This window comes from Kribbella sp. CA-245084, assembly GCF_050942355.1.
GTDB lineage: Bacteria > Actinomycetota > Actinomycetes > Propionibacteriales > Kribbellaceae > Kribbella.
Genome location: NZ_CP192053.1, coordinates 1,728,017 through 1,747,405 on the forward strand (window position 1 = coordinate 1,728,017; position 19,389 = coordinate 1,747,405).

The 19,389-nt window shown below is 68.5% G+C and carries 20 protein-coding genes; 14 read left to right on the forward strand and 6 right to left on the reverse strand.

Going from position 1 to position 19,389, the window contains the following annotated elements:
- Positions 1 to 7 precede the first annotated feature (7 nt).
- The 4 genes from ACQPYH_RS08510 (at position 8) to galE (ending at position 4,634) form a co-directional block, all read left to right on the forward strand.
- The gene (locus tag ACQPYH_RS08510; protein ID WP_432888772.1) at positions 8 to 841 is read left to right on the forward strand and encodes a S1 family peptidase; all 834 of its coding nucleotides are present in this window, start codon (positions 8 to 10) and stop codon (positions 839 to 841) included.
- Between the two features lie 64 nt (positions 842 to 905).
- A complete protein-coding gene (locus ACQPYH_RS08515; RefSeq protein ID WP_432888774.1) occupies positions 906 to 2,990 on the forward strand; it encodes a spermidine synthase in 2,085 nt (694 codons plus the stop codon).
- Entirely contained in the window at positions 2,987 to 3,619 is a 633-nt protein-coding gene (locus tag ACQPYH_RS08520) for a class I SAM-dependent methyltransferase (RefSeq protein ID WP_432888776.1), read from the forward strand. The genes ACQPYH_RS08515 and ACQPYH_RS08520 overlap by 4 nt, the downstream gene beginning before the upstream one ends.
- A gap of 61 nt (positions 3,620 to 3,680) precedes the next feature.
- Positions 3,681 to 4,634 (forward strand): UDP-glucose 4-epimerase GalE, encoded by a 954-nt coding sequence (galE, locus tag ACQPYH_RS08525; RefSeq protein ID WP_432888778.1) that lies wholly within the window; start codon positions 3,681 to 3,683, stop codon positions 4,632 to 4,634.
- Here the strand turns inward: galE and ACQPYH_RS08530 are convergent.
- Together ACQPYH_RS08530 and ACQPYH_RS08535 are read right to left on the reverse strand one after the other, a co-directional pair.
- Positions 4,631 to 5,410 carry an SDR family NAD(P)-dependent oxidoreductase gene (locus tag ACQPYH_RS08530; RefSeq protein ID WP_432888780.1) on the reverse strand — a complete coding sequence of 260 codons (780 nt, stop codon included), beginning with the start codon at positions 5,408 to 5,410 and terminating at the stop codon, positions 4,631 to 4,633. The genes galE and ACQPYH_RS08530 overlap by 4 nt on opposite strands.
- Before the next feature lie 16 nt (positions 5,411 to 5,426).
- The gene (locus ACQPYH_RS08535) at positions 5,427 to 6,104 is read right to left on the reverse strand and encodes a TIGR03089 family protein (protein WP_432888782.1); all 678 of its coding nucleotides are present in this window, start codon (positions 6,102 to 6,104) and stop codon (positions 5,427 to 5,429) included.
- 67 nt (positions 6,105 to 6,171) lie between these two features.
- Between ACQPYH_RS08535 and ACQPYH_RS08540 the strand changes: the two genes are divergently transcribed.
- On the forward strand, positions 6,172 to 6,564 hold the full coding sequence (locus tag ACQPYH_RS08540) for a twin-arginine translocase TatA/TatE family subunit (protein ID WP_432888784.1): 393 nt from the start codon (positions 6,172 to 6,174) through the stop codon (positions 6,562 to 6,564).
- Positions 6,565 to 6,795: 231 nt separating this feature from the next.
- Here the strand turns inward: ACQPYH_RS08540 and ACQPYH_RS08545 are convergent, their stop codons facing one another.
- A complete protein-coding gene (locus tag ACQPYH_RS08545) occupies positions 6,796 to 7,719 on the reverse strand; it encodes a LysR family transcriptional regulator (RefSeq protein ID WP_432888786.1) in 924 nt (307 codons plus the stop codon).
- Between the two features lie 293 nt (positions 7,720 to 8,012).
- Here ACQPYH_RS08545 and ACQPYH_RS08550 point away from each other — a divergent pair, with 293 nt between their 5' ends.
- The 7 genes from ACQPYH_RS08550 to ACQPYH_RS08580 all read left to right on the forward strand — a co-directional run bounded on the left by ACQPYH_RS08550 (position 8,013) and on the right by ACQPYH_RS08580 (position 14,547).
- Positions 8,013 to 8,141 carry a hypothetical protein gene (locus ACQPYH_RS08550; protein ID WP_432888788.1) on the forward strand — a complete coding sequence of 43 codons (129 nt, stop codon included), beginning with the start codon at positions 8,013 to 8,015 and terminating at the stop codon, positions 8,139 to 8,141.
- Between the two features lie 200 nt (positions 8,142 to 8,341).
- A complete protein-coding gene (locus ACQPYH_RS08555) occupies positions 8,342 to 8,995 on the forward strand; it encodes a hypothetical protein (RefSeq protein ID WP_432888790.1) in 654 nt (217 codons plus the stop codon).
- 41 nt (positions 8,996 to 9,036) lie between these two features.
- Positions 9,037 to 9,924 carry a siderophore-interacting protein gene (locus ACQPYH_RS08560; protein ID WP_432888792.1) on the forward strand — a complete coding sequence of 296 codons (888 nt, stop codon included), beginning with the start codon at positions 9,037 to 9,039 and terminating at the stop codon, positions 9,922 to 9,924.
- A 9-nt stretch (positions 9,925 to 9,933) separates the two neighbouring features.
- Positions 9,934 to 11,271: a hemolysin family protein gene (locus ACQPYH_RS08565; protein ID WP_432888794.1), complete on the forward strand. Its 1,338-nt coding sequence runs from the start codon at positions 9,934 to 9,936 to the stop codon at positions 11,269 to 11,271.
- Positions 11,268 to 12,326, forward strand: coding sequence for a hemolysin family protein (locus tag ACQPYH_RS08570; protein WP_432888796.1), 1,059 nt, complete (start codon positions 11,268 to 11,270; stop codon positions 12,324 to 12,326). The genes ACQPYH_RS08565 and ACQPYH_RS08570 overlap by 4 nt, the downstream gene beginning before the upstream one ends.
- Positions 12,327 to 12,370: 44 nt before the next feature.
- Positions 12,371 to 13,441: an NAD(+)/NADH kinase gene (locus tag ACQPYH_RS08575; protein WP_432888798.1), complete on the forward strand. Its 1,071-nt coding sequence runs from the start codon at positions 12,371 to 12,373 to the stop codon at positions 13,439 to 13,441.
- Positions 13,442 to 13,452: 11 nt separating this feature from the next.
- Positions 13,453 to 14,547 (forward strand): mannose-1-phosphate guanylyltransferase, encoded by a 1,095-nt coding sequence (locus ACQPYH_RS08580; RefSeq protein ID WP_432888800.1) that lies wholly within the window; start codon positions 13,453 to 13,455, stop codon positions 14,545 to 14,547.
- A gap of 60 nt (positions 14,548 to 14,607) precedes the next feature.
- On the opposite strand, the gene ACQPYH_RS08585 is transcribed toward ACQPYH_RS08580, so the two are convergent.
- The 3 genes from ACQPYH_RS08585 to cofD are packed head-to-tail and all read right to left on the reverse strand — an operon-like array spanning position 14,608 to position 17,359.
- Positions 14,608 to 15,366 (reverse strand): DUF3105 domain-containing protein, encoded by a 759-nt coding sequence (locus ACQPYH_RS08585; protein WP_432888802.1) that lies wholly within the window; start codon positions 15,364 to 15,366, stop codon positions 14,608 to 14,610.
- Positions 15,367 to 15,410: 44 nt separating this feature from the next.
- Positions 15,411 to 16,385 carry a coenzyme F420-0:L-glutamate ligase gene (locus ACQPYH_RS08590; RefSeq protein WP_432888804.1) on the reverse strand — a complete coding sequence of 325 codons (975 nt, stop codon included), beginning with the start codon at positions 16,383 to 16,385 and terminating at the stop codon, positions 15,411 to 15,413.
- Entirely contained in the window at positions 16,382 to 17,359 is a 978-nt protein-coding gene (gene cofD, locus ACQPYH_RS08595) for a 2-phospho-L-lactate transferase (RefSeq protein WP_432888806.1), read from the reverse strand. Before cofD ends, ACQPYH_RS08590 begins: the two co-directional genes overlap by 4 nt.
- A 115-nt stretch (positions 17,360 to 17,474) precedes the next feature.
- Between cofD and ACQPYH_RS08600 the strand changes: the two genes are divergently transcribed.
- Together ACQPYH_RS08600 and ACQPYH_RS08605 are read left to right on the forward strand one after the other, a co-directional pair.
- Positions 17,475 to 18,713 carry a hypothetical protein gene (locus tag ACQPYH_RS08600; RefSeq protein WP_432888808.1) on the forward strand — a complete coding sequence of 413 codons (1,239 nt, stop codon included), beginning with the start codon at positions 17,475 to 17,477 and terminating at the stop codon, positions 18,711 to 18,713.
- 327 nt (positions 18,714 to 19,040) lie between these two features.
- A complete protein-coding gene (locus tag ACQPYH_RS08605) occupies positions 19,041 to 19,292 on the forward strand; it encodes a WhiB family transcriptional regulator (protein ID WP_012919241.1) in 252 nt (83 codons plus the stop codon).
- The last annotated feature ends 97 nt before the right edge of the window (positions 19,293 to 19,389 follow it).

Below are 19,389 nucleotides of genomic sequence, written 5' to 3' on the forward strand. Positions count from 1 at the left end.
CCGCCCCATGAAACTGTTCCGCTCAGTCCTGGCCGTTACAGCGGTCGCGACCACCACCCTCCTCGGTACGACGTCCGCACACGCCGCGGCGCCCGGTACCGACTTCACCGGCATCGCCGCGCTGAGCAACTGCTCCGCATCCCTGGTCCGGTACGCCGAATCCGTCAGCACCGACAAGGCGCTCGTACTCACCAACGGGCACTGCTACGAGGGCGGGTTCCTGCAACCCGGCCAGGTGCTGGTGAACAAGGCGTCGACGCGTTCGATCACGCTGCTGAAGCCGGACTCCAACCGCGCCGGCACGGTCCGCGCCGACAAGATCCTGTTCGGCACGATGACCAAGACCGACATGATCGTCTACGAGGTCAACGAGACGTACGCGTCGATCAAGAGCCGGCTGAACGTCACCCCGCTGACCCTGGCCAAGCAGGGCCCGGCCGACGGCGCCGGGATGGCGGTCGTCTCCGGTTACTGGAAGCGCATCTACACCTGCTCGGTGCAGGCGACGATCCCGCAACTGCGCGAGGGTGACTGGACCTGGCAGAACTCGATCAAGTACCAGCAGCCCGGTTGCGAGACGATCGGCGGTACGTCGGGATCGCCCGTCGTGAGCACCACGACCGGCGAGATGATCGGCATCAACAACACCGGTAACGAGGACGGCGAGCGCTGCACGGTGAACAACCCGTGCGAGGTCGACGCCGACGGCAACGTCACCGTCGAGCAGGGCGCGGCGTACGGCCAGCAGACCTGGTGGCTCTACACCTGCCTGACCGCGAATCGCACGATCGACCTGAACAAGTCCGGTTGCGAACTCCCGAAGCCGACCCGTCGTCGCTGACTGTCCGTAATAAGGACGTGCGGGGTGACGCAGACCACTTCGATATCCGGTAACGTCGCCCCGCATGGCAGTCGACTCCTCCACTGACCACGTCACCACCACCACTTGGCCGAGCCCGTTCGGAGTACGGACGCGGCTGGTTGCGGCCAGTGCGCTGATGCTCTTCACCGAGCTTGCGCTGATCCGGTGGACCGGTTCGAACGTGGTACACCTCAGCTACTTCTCGAACTTCGTGCTGCTCGGCTCGTTCCTGGGCATCGGGATCGGCGTACTGCGATCCGGCCGGGCGAAGCGGCTGCCGTACTACTCGCCGATCATGCTGGGCCTGCTGGTCCTGGTGATCGCCTGGAAACCGGTGACGGTCAACCGGGGCAGCTCGTCGAGCGTCATCTACTTCACCAGCCTGAATACCACCGGCCCGCCGGTCTGGGTGATCCTGCCGGTCATCTTCATCGCGGCGGCGGTGGTGCTCGCCGGTCCGGCCGAGCTGGTCGGCCGCTGTTTCGCCGAGCTGCCGCGGCTGACGGCGTACCGCTTCGATCTGATCGGCAGCCTGGCCGGGATCGTGACGTTCACCGGGCTGTCGTTCCTGGGTGCGCCGCCGATCTGGTGGGGGCTCATCGTCACGATCATGTTCGCCGCGCTGATGATCCCGCGGTCGTCCGGATCGGGTCGCCGGGCTGTCGCCGTCGGGTTGAGCGCCGCGATGGTGCTCGCGCCGTTGCTGGTGATGCTCGGGGTGCTGTTCCACGAGTCGACCAAGGCGAACAACAGCTGGTCGCCGTACTACAAGGTGCAGACCAAGCAGTACACGTGGGAGGGCGTGCCGCTGCTGACGATCACGGTGAACGGCGTACCGCATCAGCAGGCGATCCCCGCCGACGCGCGGTTGCAGTGGGAGCCGCAGTACGGACTGCCGTACGAGCGGGCGAACGTCGGGAAGACGCCGAAGAACGTGCTGATCATCGGCGCCGGATCCGGGTCGGATGTCGCGATCGCGTTGAAGAAGGGCGCGACGCACGTGGACGCGGTCGAGATCGACCCGCGGATCCGCGACCTCGGCAAGGCGCTGCACCCGGACCGTCCGTACCAGGATCAGCGCGTGACGTCGCACATCGACGACGGGCGTGCGTATCTGTCGCGGACGAACAAGAAGTACGACCTGATCCTGCTGGCGCTGCCGGACTCGTTGACGCTGGTGAACGGCGCGAGCTCGCTGCGGCTGGAGAGCTACCTCTTCACCAAGCAGGCGTTCGAGAGCGCTCGCGATCACCTCAATCCGGGTGGGGCTTTCGCGATGTACAACTACTACCGCGAGACCTGGCTGATCGACCGGCTCGCGTCGACGGCGCAGGAGGCCTTCGGGCACAAGCCGTGTGTGGACAAGATCGGCGACGGTCTGCAGCAGGCCGTCGTGACGGTCGGTCTGACCGAGCAGGACCAGACGTGTGCCGCTGAATGGCCCGGTCCGGCCGCGATCACGCCGCCGCCCGCCACGGACAACCGGCCGTTCCTGTACCTGTTCACGGACCGGATTCCGTCGCTGTATCTGGTCACGCTCGGGCTGATCCTGGTCGCGGGTCTCGTCGGCGTCGGCATCGCGGGCGGCGGGTCATCGTACCGGCGGATGCGTCCGTACGCGGACCTGTTCCTGCTGGGCGCAGGCTTCATGCTGCTGGAGACGAAGAGCATCACCGGCTTCGCGTTGCTGTTCGGTACGACGTGGGTCGTGAACGCGATCGTGTTCGCCGGCGTGCTGGTGGCGGTGCTTGCGGCGGTCGAAGTGACGAGACGGTTCAGGACACCACCGATCAAGGTGATGTTCGCCGTACTGTTCGGCGGGCTCGCGTTGTCGTGGATCTTCCCGGACAGCTGGCTGCTCAGCATGCCGGTCGGGTTGCGGGTGATCGTCGCGGTCCTGATCGCGTTCACGCCGATCTTCGCCGCGAACGTGATCTTCGCGAAACGCTTCACCGATACGGCGGACGGCACAGCCTCCTTCGGCGCCAACCTCCTCGGCGCAATGCTCGGCGGCTGCCTGGAGTACGCCGCCCTGATCATCGGCTTTCACGGCCTACTGATCATCGCCGCCCTGCTCTACGCCGGAGCCTTCCTCCTCACCCCCAAAGCCCGCTCACTCGCCCGATGAGTGAGCTGGCGGACTACTACCGCGACCGCGCCGGCGAGTACGACGCGGTCTACAACAAACCGGAACGGCAGGAGGACCTCGCCCGCCTGCGGGCCCTCCTGCCGCCCCTCGTCGCCGGCCGCTCGGTCCTGGAAGTTGCCGCCGGCACCGGTTACTGGACGACCGCGCTGTCCACCACGGCCGCCTCGGTCCTCGCAACGGATGTGAACGAGGAAACCCTGGCCGTCGCGCGGACGCGCTCCTACGGTCCGGGTGAGGTGGAGTTCGCCATCGCGGACGCGTACGACCTCGCGGCAACTCCGGGTCGCTTCGACGCGATCTTCGCGGGCTTCTTCTGGTCGCACGTGCCGCGGGCCGACGTACGGCGGTTTGCTCTGAGCCTGCTGGATCGGGTCGAGCCGGGCGGGGTGGTGATCCTGGCGGACAACAGGTACGTGGAGGGGAGCAACTATCCGATCACCCGGACCACGGACGGCGGCGACACCTACCAGAACCGGTCGCTGTCGGACGGACGGGTTTACGAGGTGTTGAAGAACTTTCCGTCGCGCGAGGAACTGGTCGCGGACGTGGCGCCGGCCGAGGTGGAGTGGACCGAGTTGACTTACTTCTGGCTGGCAACCGTCTGCTAGTTGGTACAGGTTCGGCCCGTTTGTGGGGGACTGGGGGGATCTGGGTGGCAGGATCTGAGACATGACGTGGCTTGTGACTGGTGGTGCCGGGTACATCGGAGCGCATGTGGTGCGGGCGTTCCGCAACGACGGGATCGACGTGGTCGTGATCGACGACCTGTCGAGCGGGAAGGCGGAGTTCGTACCGGACGGTGTGCCGTTCGTGCGGGCGAACCTGCTGGACGGTACGGCGGTGCGGGAGGCGCTCGACGGCGTGGACGGCGTCGTACATCTCGCCGGGTTCAAGTACGCCGGGGTGTCGGTGGAGCGGCCGCTGCACACGTACACGCAGAACGTGACGGCGATGGTGTCGCTGCTCGAAGCGATGGCGGAGAAGTCGGTGCGCAACATCGTCTTCTCGTCGAGCGCCGGGGTGTACGGGACGCCTCGCGACGAGGTGGTGACCGAGGACACCGCGCCGGATCCGCAGTCGCCGTACGGCGAGTCGAAGCTGATCGGCGAGTGGCTGCTCCGCGACCAGGCCGCGGCGGCCGAGTTGCACCACACCTCGCTGCGCTACTTCAACGTGGTCGGATCGGGCGATCCGACGGTGTACGACGCGAGCCCGTACAACCTGTTCCCGATCGTCTGCAACCTGCTGACGCAGGGGAAGGTGCCGCAGATCTACGGCACCGACCACCCGACCCCGGACGGTACGTCGGTCAAGGACTACGTACACGTCGCCGACCTCGCGCGTGCTCACGTCGCGGCCGCCCGCGCGCTCGAGTCCGGCAAGACGCTCGAGCGCGTCTACAACCTGGGCAGCGGCACGGGTACGTCGGTCCGCGAGATCATGGACGCCGCTCGCCGGGTGACCGGCATCGACTTCACCCCGGGCGAAGCCCCGCGCCGTCCCGGCGACCCGTCCCGCGTGGTCGCGAACGGCGAGCTCGCCGCCCGCGACCTGGCGTGGAAGAACACGTACACGGTCGACGACATGTTCGCGACCGCATGGGAAGCCTGGCCCAAGGGCTAGTAGCTCTTCTTGAAGTAGCCGTTCGTCGACAGGTCCATCATGCCTGGGCCGGTGAGGACGCCGCCTTCCACCGGGAGCGTGTGACCGGTGATCCAGGACGCGTCTTCGGAGGCCAGGAACGCGACCGCGGCGGCGATGTCCTCGGGCTCGCCGACGCGGCCGAGCGGGTACATCTTCCCGAAGCGCTCGAGCGTGTCGGGCTGGTTGTCCCAGTTCGGCGTCCGGATGGTGCCTGGGGCAACGACGTTGAAGCGCACGCCGAGATCGCCGTACCGCGCCGCGTAGTTGACCGTCATCGCGATCTGGCCGGCCTTGGCCGCGGCGTACTCGATGTTGCCGAAGGCAGCGAGTCCGTTGACGGAGCTGATCGTGACGACGTTGCCGCGGTTCTTGACGAGCTGCGGGAGCGCCGCCTGGATGCACCGCGACGCACCGACCAGGGTCAGGTCGAGCTGCGCGTGCCACTCCTCGGAGGTCGTGTCCTCCGGCACGGTTGACACGATGCAGCCGCCGGCGTTGTTGACGACCACGTCGAGCCGGCCGAACCGCTCGACCGCGGCCGCAACCGCCGCGTCCACATCGTCGCGGTCGGTCACGTCGACCCGCAGCGGGAGCGCCTGCTCGCCGATCCCGGCCGCGACCTCGCCGACCTTCTCCACCTGGAGATCGGTCACCACCACCGACGCGCCCTCGTCGGCCAGCCGCCGCGCGACCGCGGACCCGATGCCCTGCGCCGCCGCCGTGACCAGCGCGACCTTTCCTTCGAACCGACGCACGCTAACCCCTCCGTTGTTACTCGAGTACTCGGTCGACCTTCTCGTCCGCGACCCGGCGCTCCAGCTTGGCGGCGTCCAGGTTGCGGCAGAGCACGATCGAACCACCCCCGGAGATCACGCCGATCAGCAGTCCCAGACCGTCCCGATCCGTGAGCGTCCGCTGGACCAGGATGCGATCGGCGATCGGCTCCGCCGTACTGATCAGATCCTCGTGCGTGAGGTCGTCGTACGCCGGGGAGCCGGGCGTCGGCGGGTCGAACGGGACGAAGACGTCGGGGTGGTTGTAGACCTCGGCGCCGTAGTCCTGGATGCCGTCCGGGAGAGGTTCGCGGAAGCGGCCGCCGAGCGGGAGGAGCGCCGACGCGACGGTCTCGCGGTCGCCGCGGACGGTGAAGTCGGGGCCGGTGATCGCGAGGGCGCCGGTCTTGCTGGTCAGCGAGGCGCCGACCGACCAGGTGGAGAGCGCCCAGACGACGCCGAGCCAGTGCGGCGGGAGGCCGATCGCGACGGTCTCGCCGGCCTCCAGGTCGTACTCGTCGGCCAGCAGGTTCGCCGTCTTGGCGACCCAGTTCGCGGTGGTGACCGCGCTCAGCTCGATCCGCTCGCCGGTCGCGTCGTCGTAGTAGGTGAGGAACGGGGCGCCGCCGTCCCGGCGGACCGCGGCCGCGAACAGCTCGGGGAGGACTCGTGACATATGGCCCAGCCTACGGTTCGTACTCCGGCGTACCGTGGTGGGGGATTTTCTCGAAAGAAGGCTTGTCATGGTGCCACAGCTCGCGCTGCCCGAAGGCGGCGAATGGATCGTCATCCTGGTCATCGTGGTCCTCCTGTTCGGCGCGAAGAAGCTGCCGGAGCTGACCAAGAACGCCGCCCGCGCAATGAAAGAATTCGAGAAAGCCCGCCAAGGCGACGACGACGAAACCCCGCCCCAGGTAGCACCCGCACCACCCCAGCCCCAAGCAGCTCCCGTGCAGGCGGCCCAGGCACCCGCGCAGCCAGCCCAGGCAGCTCCGGCGCAGCCAGCACCCGCTCAGGCAGTCCAGACGCAGCAGCCCGAGTCCCAACCAGCACAACCCCAGCCAGCCCCGCCCCAGCCGCTGACAGACGGCCAGCCGGCCCGCCCAACCGATGCCGAGGGCGGCACCACGCAGTAGCCGGCCCGACCCACCTCAGCCGCAGGCAGCGCCGGCTCAGCCGACCCCAGCCGGTGACGGACGGCCTGTCGGCTTGCCCGACGGATGTCGAGGGCGGCACCGCGCAGTAGCAGGCTCTGCTCACCTCAGCCTCAGGCAGCGCCGGCTCGGCCGACCCAGCCGGTGACGGACGGCCAGCCGGCTCGCCTCTGGCGGTCAGGTCTGCCCAGCAGCCGTTGGCGGAGGGCGGGGTCAGCTTGGTGGGTTGATTTCGAGGATTGCGGTTCGCAGGGCGGCGGCCAGTAGGGCGGTCGGTTCCGGGGCCCGGCCGGGTAGGCGGGCGAGGATCGTGCGGCGGAGTTCTTGTGGGCCGCCGTGGACTGTGACCACTCGGACGCCTGGCGGGACCGCGGATGCCATGGACGCGGAGATCGTGGTCAGGCCGGCGCCGGCTGCGACCAGGTGGAGTTTGGCGAGCCAGTCGCGGACCGTGTGGGCGATGACCGGGCGTTCGTCGAGGCCGGGCCAGACCCCCATCCACAGTTCGCTGGAGGACGTGGGTCCGGCGATCCAGCGCTGACCTCGGAGGTCCGCGACGTCGACGGAGTCGTGGGCCGCGAGCAGGTGCCCGGTTGGGACGGCCAGTCGCAGGCTCCGCTCGGCAAGAGTCTCCAGCTTCAGCGCGGGCGACTCGGCGTCCGGCGGGCGGAACGGCGGCGCGGAGGCGATCAACGCGAGGTCGATCGTCCCGGCCCGGAGCGCCCGGATCAGGTTGGGTGTCGATCCCTCCCTGGTTGTCACGGTGATCGCCGGGTGCATACGACGTACCGCGCTGATTGCCCGCGGCAACAGAACCGCGCCGGCACTCGGGAACCAGCCGAGCCGCACGGTCCCGCCCTCGACCGGCAGCCCGGCGAGTTCGCGCGAGGTCGCGTCGAGCTGGTCGAGCACGACGGCGGCGTTCCGCAGTACGACCTGACCGGCCGCTGTTAACGCGACACCCTCGCGGCGGCGTTCCAGCAGTTGGTTGCCCGCGGCCCGCTCGAGCCCGGCGATCTGACGCGAGACCGCGGACTGCGTGTAGCCGAGCGCCGATGCCGCGGCGGTGAACGTACCCCGCTCCGCCACCTCCCGGAACACCCGCAACGCAACCAGCGAGACGTCGGTGATGTCCATGACATCTACGCATACCACCTATGCCGAACTTTCGCTGGAGTCATATCAACCCCAGACCTACGTTGGCCCCATGACACAACCACGCATCGCCCTAGTAACCGGAGCCAACCAAGGCATCGGCTATGCCTTGGTAGAAGAACTCGCCAGCAGGATGAACCCAGAAGACCTAGTCCTCCTCACCGGCAGAAACCCAGACCGAGTCGCCGCCGCGGTAGAGGAGATCACCCGCCGCGCCGCCGCCTCCGGCGCCGCCTCGGCGGGAGGAAAGACGGGAGCCGAAGGCGGAGTTGCTGGTGCGGCTGGCGGGGCGCCGTACTCGGGTCTGGCCGATGGCGGAGTTGCTTGTGCGGCGGGTGGGGTGGCTCAGGCTGTTCCCGCTGATGGCGGGGTTGCTGGTGCAGTGGGTGGCATCGGCCGTGTGACGTCCGCCGGGGGCGGAGTGGACGGCGTACCTCCGGCGACTGCCGCCGAAGGCGGAGCCGCGGGAGTGGCTGGCGGGGCACCTCGTGCGGTTCCCGTCGATGGCGGTGCGGGTGGCGGGGTGCCTCACTCGAGTGCAGGCGGGGGCCAGGCGTCTCGGCCGATCCCCGCGCGGGGTGGGGCTCGGGTTGAGGGGTGGGTGGTGGATGTGACCGATGAGGGGGCTGTGGGGCGGTTGGGTGAGGAGTTGGGGGTTGTGGACATTGTGGTGTCCAACGCGGTGGGGCCGTTGGAGCCGGGGGTGGCGGCTGGGGAGCAGGTGGATGGGTTTGTGGATGTGGCGAATTTGGGGGCTCAGTATGTGTTGCGGGCGTTCGGGCCCAGGCTGAGGGCGGGTGGGCGGTTGGTTGTGGTGGCTAGTTCTTTGGGGACGTTGGAGCAGTTGCCGGAGGAGTTGTGGGGGCGGTTTGACGGAGTGAACTTGGAGGACGTGGAGAAGGTTGTGGAGGAGTGGCGGGGAGCGGTGCACGACGGGACGGCGGCGGCGCAGGGATGGCCGGAGTGGATTAACCTGCCGTCTAAGGTTGCTCAGGTGGCGGCAGTGCGGGCCGTGGCGGCTGAGCGGCGTGAGCGGGATCTGGCCGACAACACCCTGGTCGCGTCGGTTTGTCCGGGGCTGGTCGATACCCGCGCCTCGAGGCCGTGGTTCGACGACTTCAGTCAGGCCAAGTCGCCCGAGGAAGCAGTCCAACCGATCGTCGACCTGCTCCTGGCCGACCACGTCGATCCGGCGCTGTACGGCGAACTCGTTCGCGACGGCAAGGTCGTCGCGTGGAAGCCGTCCACCCCTCGGTAGCCCCCTGCCCGGGCGGAGCCAGTTAGGTTAGCCTAACTTTCGTGAGGGGTACGACGATACGCGGTGAGATCAGGCGCTTGACGCGATCCGGCGACTCCCGGGTGATCTGCCCGGTGCGGGTGGAGGCGATCGAGCAACTGACGCCACGCTTCAGCCGCGTCATCGTGCAGGGCGACGGGCTCGCGGCGTACCAGACGATCCGGCCGGCCGACGCTTTCAAGCTGGTCATCCCGCCGGACGGCATCGGCAGCGTGCGGATGCCGAAGGTCAGCCCGACCGGCGTACCCGTCTGGCCGCAGGACCGCCCGACGCCCCTCACCCGCGGGTTCACCGTCCGCACGTTCGACCCGGACACCCGGCGGCTCACGTTCGACGTCGCGCTCCACGGTGACGGCCCGGCGATCACCTGGCTGACGAAGACCCGCCCGGGCGAGACCGCCGTACTGCTCGGCATGCGGCGTGAGTTCCACGCCGGGGACGTCGACCATCATCTTCTGATCGGCGACTCCACCTCGCTGCCGGCGATCGCGAGCATCGTCGAGAGTCTCGACGTACCGTCGACCGTCTACCTGCAGTCCGAGACGCCGGCCGAGCGGGCGCTGGTGAAGGGCGACGTGCAGTGGACCCACTCACCGCCGCCGACCGGCCCGGACAGCGCGCTGGAGCAGGCGGTCCGGACCTTCCGGCGGCCGCCCGGTCGCCTGCAGGCGTGGTGCGCGGCCGAGGCGGGAGTCGTCCGATCTATCCGTCCGTACCTCGTGGACGACCTCGGCGTGAGTCGCGACGATCTGCACACAGTCGCTTACTGGATCGCCGGTGAGACCTCGGAGCGCGGGGACGCCGTACGGATGCAGGCGTTCGCGAAGGCAGGAGAAGAGGGCCTCGACGTCACGGACCCCGCAGTACTGCAATCGCTGGAGTTCTCATAAGGTCGTCCCATGCTGATCCTGGCCGGCCTGGGGCTGATCCTGGTGCTGACCGTTGCCACCGGCTACTTCGTCTCGCAGGAATTCGCGTACGTCGCCGTCGACCGGAGCCGCCTGCGCACGCTGGCCGAGGACGGTGACGCGTCGGCCGCGCGTGCGCTGAAGGTCACGTCGCGGCTGTCGTTCGTACTGTCCGGCGCGCAGGTCGGCATCACGATCACCGCGCTGCTGGCCGGGTACTTCGCGGAGCCGTATCTCGGTGCGGGCCTGGAGGACCTGCTCGGCTCGTCCGGCGTACCGGAGGCCGTGAGCAGGTCGATCTCGGTGATCTTGGCGTTGCTGTTGGCAACGATCATTCAGATGGTGCTCGGCGAGCTGGCGCCGAAGAACCTCGCGATCGCCAAGGCCGAGGCGATCGCGCTGCGGCTGTCCCGGTCGACCCTGTGGTACCTGCGGCTCGCGGGCCCCGTGATCCATCTGTTCGACTCGGCGTCGAACCGGATCCTTCGCCGGGTCGGGATCGAACCGGTCGAGGAGCTGCCGCAGGGCGCGACCCCGAAGGAGCTCGACCGGATCATCGAGACGTCGTACGAGCAAGGCCTGCTGGACCAGGACACGATGCGGCTGCTCGATCGCGGGCTCGACTTCCGCGGCCGTACGGCGGGCGAGGCGATGGTCCCGCGCGTCGATGTGGTGACGATGCATCGCGACGAGCCGCTGACCCGCGTGGTCGAGCTGCAGGACACGGGGCACAGCAGGTTCCCGGTGATCGGCGACTCGGTCGACGAGCTGGTCGGCGTGGTCGCGATCGGCGACGTGGTCGAGTTGGAACCGGCCGATCGGGCGGCGATCGCGGTTGGTTCGTTGGCGTCGCCCGCGGTCGCCGTGCCGACGACGTTGCCGCTGCCCGGCGTACTCGAGCGGTTGAGGGTCGCGCGCCGCCAGTTGGCGATCGTGGTTGACGAGTACGGCGGGTTCGCGGGGATCGTGTCGCTCGAGGACATCGCGGAAGAGCTCGTCGGCGAGATCCGCGACGAGGACGATCTGCCGGAGACCGGGTTGGTGCAGGGCGGCGACGGGTCGTGGGTGGTGCCGGCTCGCTGGCGGCTCGATCAGGTCGAGGAGGCAACCGGCGTACAACTGCCTGAGGGCGATGACTACGAGACGGTGTCCGGTCTGGTGCTGGCTCGGCTCGGCCGCCTCCCGCTGGTCGGTGATGAGATTGCGGTGGAGCTGCCGCAGCGGATCGACCACGACGGCCGGCCGATCCAGGCCGAGTTCGTGCGGCTGACCGTGCAGACCATCGAACGTCGCGTGCCCGGCATCGTGATGATGGAGCGGACAGCATGAGTACGACGTGGGCGCTCATCATCTCCGCCGTACTGCTGGCGCTGAACGGGTTCTTCGTCGCCGCCGAGTTCTCGCTGGTCGCGTCGAAGCGGCACCGGCTCGAGGAAGCGGCCGCATCCGGCAGCCTGGCTGCCCGCGCCGCGCTCGCCGGGGTCAGCGAGTTGTCGCTGATGCTTGCCGGGGCGCAGCTCGGCATCACGTTGTGCACCTTGGGTCTCGGCTCGTTGAGCGAGCCGGCCATCGCGCATCTGCTGCATCCACTGTTCGAGCTGGCGAACGTCCCCGAGGGCGTCGGTCATGTGATCGCGCTGATCATCGCGGTCGGCGGGATCGGTCTCCTGCACGTCCTGCTCGGCGAGATGGCGCCCAAGTCGTGGGCGATCAGCGATCCCGAGCGGTCGGCGTTGGTCCTGGCGATGCCGTTCCGCGCGTTCACCTGGGTCTTCCGGCCGCTGCTGATCGTGCTCAACTGGCTCGCCAACCTGTGCCTGCGGCTGGTGAAGGTCACGCCGCAGAACGAGATCGCCAACGCACACGGCCCGGACGAGCTGCGGCTGCTGATCGAGTCCTCGCACGAACACGGCACGCTCGAGGAGCCCGAGCACGAGCTGCTGACCGCGATGCTCGCACTGCAGAACACCACGGTCGGTCAGGTCATGACGCCGATCGCCGAGCTGTCGACGGTCCTCTCGACCGCCTCAGCCCGCGAGGTCGAGCTGACCAGCCGGCGCGAGGGGCACTCGCGGCTCGCGGTGGTCAGCTCCGGTACGACGATCTGCGGCATCGTGCACGTCCGCGACGCGGCCCGCGCAACCACCGCGGGCGACACGAACGTGCGCGCATCCGACCTGATGATGGCCGCGCTCGAGCTCGGCGAGCGTACGCCGGTTGCGACGGCGATCCGCACGATGCGCGACGAACGCTCCCAGCTCGCCGTGGTCTGCGGCGGCGACGTGGCGATCGGCGTGGTCGCGCTCGAGGACCTCCTCGAAGAGGTCATCGGCGAGTTCGACGACGAGACCGACCCCATCATCAGCGCGGCCAAGGGTGACTAGTCCGGCTACCTTGTAGGCAGAAACTGTCCTGGAGGAGGGGTGGCGTGGCGATCAGCCGGATTGGGCTTGTGGTTCACCAGGGGCGGCCGGTTGCGGTGCAGACTGCCGAGACCGTGCGGAAGTGGGCGACCGACCACGGCATCGGCTGCACCGACATCGACGTCTGGAAGGACCACCAGGAACGGCGGAGCGGGACCGACGAGCTGCACCACGCCGGCGATCCGGATCTCGTTGTCACGCTCGGCGGCGACGGAACCTTCCTGCGCGGGGCTCGGATCGCGGCGAAGAACAACGCCGCCGTACTCGGCGTCGACCTCGGCAAGGTCGGCTTCCTGACCGAGGTGGCGTGCCGCGACGTCGAGGCCGCGCTGGAAGCGGTGCATCACGGCGGAGCGACGTACGAGGAACGGATGACGCTGACCATGCGGGCGTCGCGGCCGTTGGAGATCCCGCAGGGGATTGAGTCCTTGCTGCGGTACGGGCACGGTCCGGCGTTGCCGCCACCGCCGGTACGGCACGAGATGGCCGAGGGCGACGGGTGGGGGATGGCGCTCGATGTCACCGCCTTGAACGACGTGGTGGTGGAGAAGCTGGCGCGCGATCACCAGGTCGCGCTCGGCGTGTACCTGTCCGGTCGACTGCTGGCGTCGTACTCCGCCGACGCGGTGATCGTGGCGACACCGACCGGGTCGACGGCGTACAGCTTCGCGGCCGGCGGGCCGATCCTGTCGCCGAACACCGAGGCGATCGTGTTCACTCCGGTCGCACCGCACATGACCTTCAACCGGACGGTGATCGCGGCGCCGGACGAGCCGATCGCGCTGCGCGTACTGCCGCATTCGGGGCAGGCGGCGGTGAGCATCGACGGCCAGTTGCGCGGCGTACTCGATCCGGGGGACTGGATCGGGGTGTACGGGTCGCCGCAGCGATTGCGGCTCGTGCGGCTGCGTCCGACGGACTTCTACGGGCGGCTGCGCGACCGCTTCAACCTCACCGACGCACCCGCCACGGCACTCGACGGCGAACCCGAACTGTTCTGGCAACCGGCGGATTCGCCGATTCCCCCGGACCTGAAGCACCTACGGATTCCGCAAGCACCTGGTGACGACCGGTAGGGTCTTTCCTCATGCGAAACGTGGTGATCCTGGCGGGTGGTTCGGGGACGCGCTTGTGGCCGATGTCCAGAGACGACAGGCCGAAGCAGGTGCTGCCGCTGGCGGCGGGACAATCGCTGCTCCGGGTGGCGTTCAACCGGCTCCGCGGACTGGTCGAGCCGGAGAACATCTACGTGTGCACGGTCGGCGCGTACACGGACGTCGTACGCAAGGAACTGCCTGAGCTCGGCGAACACAACATCATCGGCGAGCCGGCTCGCCGCGATACCGCGAACGCTGTCGGGCTCGCGTCTGCTGTCGTGGCGCGGAACGATCCCGACGCGGTGGTCGCCTTCGTCGGTTCGGATCACCTGATCAGCCCGGAGGACGAGTTCCGGGCGGCGATCGAGCACGGCTTCGAGGTTGTGGAGGCTCGTGGGCGGTCGCTGGTCACGTTCGGGATCGAGCCGACGCATCCGCACACCGGGCTCGGGTACATCGAGCGTGGCGATGCCATCGACGGGACGCGGGCCTTTGTCGTGGACCGATTCCGCGAGAAGCCGGATCGGGCGACGGCGGAGGAGTACCTGGCGACCGGGCGCTTCTGGTGGAACTCCGGGATGTTCGTCTGGCAGGCATCGACGGTGCTTTCGGTGCTCGACTCGTTGTTGCCCGAGTCGGCCGCACGGTTGCGTGACGTCGCCGCGGTGTGGGACACGCCTGAGCGCGACGCGACCCTCGAGGAGATCTACCCGAACCTGCAGAAGATCTCGGTCGACTACGCGGTGATGGAGCCGGCGTCGCAGGGCAAGGTCGACGCGGACGTGGTCGTCGTACCGATGCCCGTGCACTGGCTCGACGTGGGTTCGTGGGCCGCGCTGGCCGACACGTACGACGCCGACCCGAACGGCAACCGCACCGACAGCGTCACCCTGAGCTGCCTTCTCGACTCCCACGACAACATCATCGTCACCGACGACCCGAACCATCTTGTCGCCGCAGTCGGCCTCCACGGCCACATCATCGTCCACACCCAAGACGTAACGATGGTCTGCCCACTGTCCGACGGCGAGCGCGTAAAGGACCTGGTAGCCCGAGTCCAGTCCGACCACGCGAACTACATCTAGTTCCACAAGAAGACGCCCCCGGGAGGACAACTCCCGGGGGCGTTTCCAGTTGCTGCAACCTCAGCCGGCGCTGGGTTCCTGGGCGTCTGCGGCTGGGTACTTCTCCATGAACTGTTTCAGGGCGTCGCCGCTGACCGAGCCGCAGAACTGGCGGTGGCCGAAGGACTTCTGCGAGGCGTCCGGGCTGCTCCAATGGGCGAAGGCGAGGTTCTTGCCGTCGGGCCAGGGCTTACCGTCGGACTCCTTGAACGGCGCGGCGATGAACTTGCCGACCGAGCTGTCCGGGAGCTTGGACTTGGAAATCTTCTCGATCTGGTCGATCTGGTCCTTCGGCAGCGTGTCGCGGTACCAGAGGATCGTGTAGCCGTGCTCCAGGTTGTGGACCAGGTTCTCCACCGGCGGGCGGTCGCTCGGCGTGTAGAACTTCTTGTCGAACGGCGCCCAGACCGCATAGTGCGGGCCGGACGACGGCGGCGAAACGGAGTACAGGATCTTCTCGCCGTCGGGGCGGTGGTCCTGGGTCCCGCCGGCCTCGTCGTTGGTGATCGCCGCGCAGGAGGCGGCCGACGCGGCGACGCCGAAGTCGGTGAGCGCCTGGTTCTTGGTCTTCGAGTCCTGGACCAGCTTGATCGCCGGGTAGGCGATGATCGCCAGGCCGGCCACGATGGCGCACGCCACGATGATGATGGTGCGGCGGCGGTCCGACCGGGACTGCTCGCGCTGCATCTTCTCGATCATCTCGCGGCGCGACTGCTTCTGCGACGAGGCTTTACCCACAGTGTTGGTCTTCCCGGCTAAGGGCGGCCACCGCGCCGCCATGCGAAGGCAGTGTACGAGGCAACCCTAAGAAGTTGCCTAGAAAACTACCGCGACCGTGAGCCGAACGTGACCGTCGCCTCAGCGCCCGGCCCCGGCCGCACGCTCACGCCGTACCCCTCCGCGTGCAGCAGGACGGCGAGCTTCTCGGCGATCACGCCAACGGTCACCGGCTCCACACCGAACACGGTGACAGCGCTGTCACCCAACTCGAGCCGTACGTCGTCCACGTCGCGCAGCAACCCGGCCCACACCGCGGGATCCACCTCTCGCGGACCGGACGGCTCCTTCCGCGACAACACCGCAGCCCGCGCGGCCTCTCGCGTCCCCAGGCTGAACATGTCGAACTCAGCGTCCCGCACCAGCGCCCGCGCACCCGGCCCGTGCTCGCCGACAGGCAGTACGGCGTCCTGCAGCCCACGCAGTACTGCGACGGGAACGCCGTCCGCCTTTCCCTTCACCAGCTCACCCGCACTGGCGATCTCGTCCGCCAGCGCCGGCTCCGTCACAGCAAGGACGTTCCCGTGGCTGTCCGTCGTACCGCGCAGGTCCTCGATGACCCGCACTCCGGCCGCACCGATGGCCAGATCGGTCTGACCGTTGCGCCACGGGCGGCCGAGCGTGTCGGTCACCACGATGCCGACGTTGACGTCGTACCGCTCCCTCAGCGCCGTCCGCAGTACCCGTGCTGACTCGTCAGGGTCGACCGGAAGCAGCAGGACCGTGCCGGGCGCTGTGTTCGAGGTATCCGTGCCAGCAGCAGCCATCACCAGGCCGTGCCGCGTCTGCACGATCCGGGTCTCGCCGCGTTGTGCGACGACCCGCACGAGTTCAGCGTCGATAGCCTCCTGGCGTGTGCCGTACGTGAGCCGGCCCTCCGCCTTGCTGACGATCTTCGACGTGACCGCGACGACGTCTCCGTCGCGCAGGTCGGTCCCGTCCGCTATCAGTGCGGCCAGGTCTGCTCCGGCCGCCACCTCGGGCAGACCGGTCACCGGGAAGATCTCCAGGTGCTTCCTCATTGCCGCACGGCCTCCGCGAGGTTCAGCGCCGCGTCAGCCATCGCGGCGGTCTTGGTCTCGTCCGTCATCCACAACGGGACGGCCTGGACGTGAATTCCGGCGCCGGCGATCGAGTCCGCCTGCATCGCGTCCGACGTGTCGATCAGCCACCCGTCGAGTACGCCGCCGGTCGCACGCGAACCGTAGTACCGCGCGACTGCCGACGCAGTGGACGCTACACCGACCGTGGCGAGCACCTTGTCGGCCATTCCGCGGACCGGACTGCTGCCGATGATCGGCGACAGCCCGATGACCGGAGCCTTGGTCTCCCGGACCGCATCGCGGATGCCCGGGACGCCGAGGATCGTGCCGACCGAGACCACCGGGTTGGACGGCGGGATGATCAGCACGTCGCAGTCCGCGATCGCTTCGAGTACGCCGGGAGCCGGCTTGGCCTTGTCCTGGCCGACGGCGACGATCTGGTGCGCGGTGATCTCGGCGTGCCAGCGGACCCAGTACTCCTGGAAGTGGATCGCCTTGCGCCGTCCCGGCTGGTCCGGGTCCTCCACCACGACGTGCGTCTCGACCCGGTCGTCACTCATCGGCAGTAGCCGCACCGGGAGCTTCCAGCGCGTGCTCAGCGCCTCGGTGACCGCACTGAGGGTGTAGCCGGCGTCCAGCATCTGCGTGCGCACCAGGTGCGTCGCAACGTCGCGGTCGCCGAGCCCGAACCAGGTGGGCTCGACGCCGTACGCCGCGAGCTCCTCCTTGATCACCCAGGTCTCGTCCTCGCGGCCCCACTTGCGTTCCTCCGAGATGCCGCCGCCGAGCGTGTACATCACGGTGTCGAGGTCGGGGCAGACCCGCAGCCCGAACAGGGTGATGTCGTCGGCGGTGTTCCCCACGACGGTGATCTCGGCGTCCGGCCGGGCCTGGAGCAGCCCGCGCAGGAAGGTGGAACCGCCGATGCCACCGGCCAGCACTGTCAATCGCATGGGAAGAGTCTGCACGAGTCGTCAATCGGTCGAACCACCGCGGGACTATGCTGCGGTGGGTCCGAACCATCCGCACAGCTCAGTTGTACGGCCCCCCAACATCCGAGGAGCCCTCGTGGTCACCGACGCAACCAAGAAGCTCAGAGAGCCGGTCGCGTACATCCTGCTCGCATTCGCCGGCCTGCTCGCGCTGGCCTCGCTGATCCGGCTGTTCGTCGGCGGAGCCGGCTTCACGGCCGCCGCAGGCACAGTGCAAGGCGTAGTCACCCCACCCTCGATCTCCGGGCTGGTGATTCTCCTCGTCCTGGTCGGTGCCGTGTGGCTGGTCAACGAAGATGAGCGGACCCCGAACGCGCGCACCGTCGCCCTGGCGGCACTCGTCATCATCGGCGTCACCGGGCTGATCGGCCTGATCACCGCTTTCGCCGGTTTCAACGAGACCAGCACCGCCGGCATGAAGATCGTCGGCTTCATCTACGCGCTCGGCGGCCTCGCGCTGTACGGCGCTGCCGGTCTCTACATCCTGAAGACCTTCCAGTCGCTGCCCGCGCCGGTGCGTGCGCCGAAGGCAGGTCAGTTCCAGCAGCAGCAGGGCCAGCAGTACGGCCAGACCGCTCCGTACGGTCAGCAGGGCTACCCGCAGCAGGGACAGCAGGGCTACGCGCCGCAGGGCCAGCAGGGCCAGCAGTACGGCGGCCAGTACGACCAGGGTCAGGGCCAGTACGGCGGATACGCGGCGGCCGGTGCTGCCGGCGGGTACGCCGCGGGCCAGGGCGAGCAGCAGCAGTGGCCGCAGGAGCAGAGCTGGGGCCAGGGCGAGCAGCAGGCCTGGTCGGCCGGTGAGGCCGAGGCCCAGCACTCCGCTCAGCACTCTGCCGGTCAGCCGCAGGGCGACCAGGCCTGGACCGCCGAGGGTCAGGGCGCCGAGCCGACGCAGCCGTGGAGCTCCGAAGGCCAGCAGCAGTGGGGCCAGGACGCCGCCCAGCAGGGCCAGCAGTGGCCGCAGGAGCAGCAGTGGGGCGGCGCAGAGGCCGGCCAGCAGCAGTGGGCCGGTCAGGAGTACGGACAGGCCCAGCCGGCTCAGCCTGGTCAGCAGGAGTGGGCCCAGCAGGAGCACCCGGTGACGGAGGAGGGCTCGCACGAGCAGTCCGACGCCGAGCCGCAGGCGTGGCAGCAGGAGCAGGCCTGGCAGGCCGACGAGACCCCGGCCGCCGAGTCGCAGCCGAGCGCCTCGGAGCCCGCGCAGACCGAGCCCGCCGACGAGACCCGGGTCGACCCGCGCGTCGAGCCGGACAAGAACGACCCGAACCAGCAGGGTCAGGGACAGCAGGGCTGGTGGTCCCAGCCTTCCTGACAGGGAAGGAATCGGGCGGCAAGCCCTTGCCCGAGCTAGCAGGAAAATCCCGGCCGGATGAGGTTTGAGCCGGGGCACACAGCGCGAGAGGCCTGTATCTGCAGGCCTCTCGTTCTTTTGCGGCCATGTTGCGGATGATCCCAATAGCAGAGCACGGCTTGACTTTCGTGGATTGCAGGAATGTAATTTCAACCGTGTCGTTCGTTGGACACTCGGTATCGGGGACCGTTGCAGAGCGCAGGACGGACGAGGTCAGGCATGTGGACCGCAAACCCACATGTACAGGGGAACGAACAGGGTCGAGGAGGTCGTACCGTGACAGAGCTGATGGCGATTGTCGACGGTGAGGCGATCGAGGAGGAGCCGAACTGGCAGGAAAGGGCGCTGTGCGCCCAGACCGATCCAGAGGCTTTCTTCCCGGAGAAGGGCGGTTCCACCCGCGAGGCCAAGAAAGTGTGCCTGGGCTGCGACGTCCGCGGCGAGTGCCTCGAGTACGCGCTGCAGAACGACGAGCGCTTCGGGATCTGGGGCGGCCTGTCGGAGCGGGAGCGCCGCAAGCTGAAGAAGAGAGCCGTCTGACCGTCGGTAACCAAAGCACAACAACATCAGGACTTCCGCGAGGCCCCGGGCGAACGTCGCCCGGGGCCCGCGGCTTTCTTGAGACTCGGTAGGCGGC

Bases quoted from the DNA above. Each gene is read 5' to 3' on its own strand.
- ACQPYH_RS08510 (WP_432888772.1), top strand. From the start codon at position 8: ATGAAACTGTTCCGCTCAGTCCTGGCCGTTACAGCGGTCGCGACCACC.
- ACQPYH_RS08515 (WP_432888774.1), top strand. From the start codon at position 906: ATGGCAGTCGACTCCTCCACTGACCACGTCACCACCACCACTTGGCCG.
- ACQPYH_RS08520 (WP_432888776.1), top strand. From the start codon at position 2,987: ATGAGTGAGCTGGCGGACTACTACCGCGACCGCGCCGGCGAGTACGAC.
- galE (WP_432888778.1), top strand. From the start codon at position 3,681: ATGACGTGGCTTGTGACTGGTGGTGCCGGGTACATCGGAGCGCATGTG.
- ACQPYH_RS08535 (WP_432888782.1), bottom strand. From the start codon at position 6,104: ATGTCACGAGTCCTCCCCGAGCTGTTCGCGGCCGCGGTCCGCCGGGAC.
- ACQPYH_RS08540 (WP_432888784.1), top strand. From the start codon at position 6,172: ATGGTGCCACAGCTCGCGCTGCCCGAAGGCGGCGAATGGATCGTCATC.
- ACQPYH_RS08545 (WP_432888786.1), bottom strand. From the start codon at position 7,719: ATGGACATCACCGACGTCTCGCTGGTTGCGTTGCGGGTGTTCCGGGAG.
- ACQPYH_RS08565 (WP_432888794.1), top strand. From the start codon at position 9,934: ATGCTGATCCTGGCCGGCCTGGGGCTGATCCTGGTGCTGACCGTTGCC.
- ACQPYH_RS08570 (WP_432888796.1), top strand. From the start codon at position 11,268: ATGAGTACGACGTGGGCGCTCATCATCTCCGCCGTACTGCTGGCGCTG.
- ACQPYH_RS08580 (WP_432888800.1), top strand. From the start codon at position 13,453: ATGCGAAACGTGGTGATCCTGGCGGGTGGTTCGGGGACGCGCTTGTGG.
- ACQPYH_RS08585 (WP_432888802.1), bottom strand. From the start codon at position 15,366: ATGGCGGCGCGGTGGCCGCCCTTAGCCGGGAAGACCAACACTGTGGGT.
- ACQPYH_RS08590 (WP_432888804.1), bottom strand. From the start codon at position 16,385: ATGAGGAAGCACCTGGAGATCTTCCCGGTGACCGGTCTGCCCGAGGTG.
- cofD (WP_432888806.1), bottom strand. From the start codon at position 17,359: ATGCGATTGACAGTGCTGGCCGGTGGCATCGGCGGTTCCACCTTCCTG.
- ACQPYH_RS08605 (WP_012919241.1), top strand. From the start codon at position 19,041: ATGGCGATTGTCGACGGTGAGGCGATCGAGGAGGAGCCGAACTGGCAG.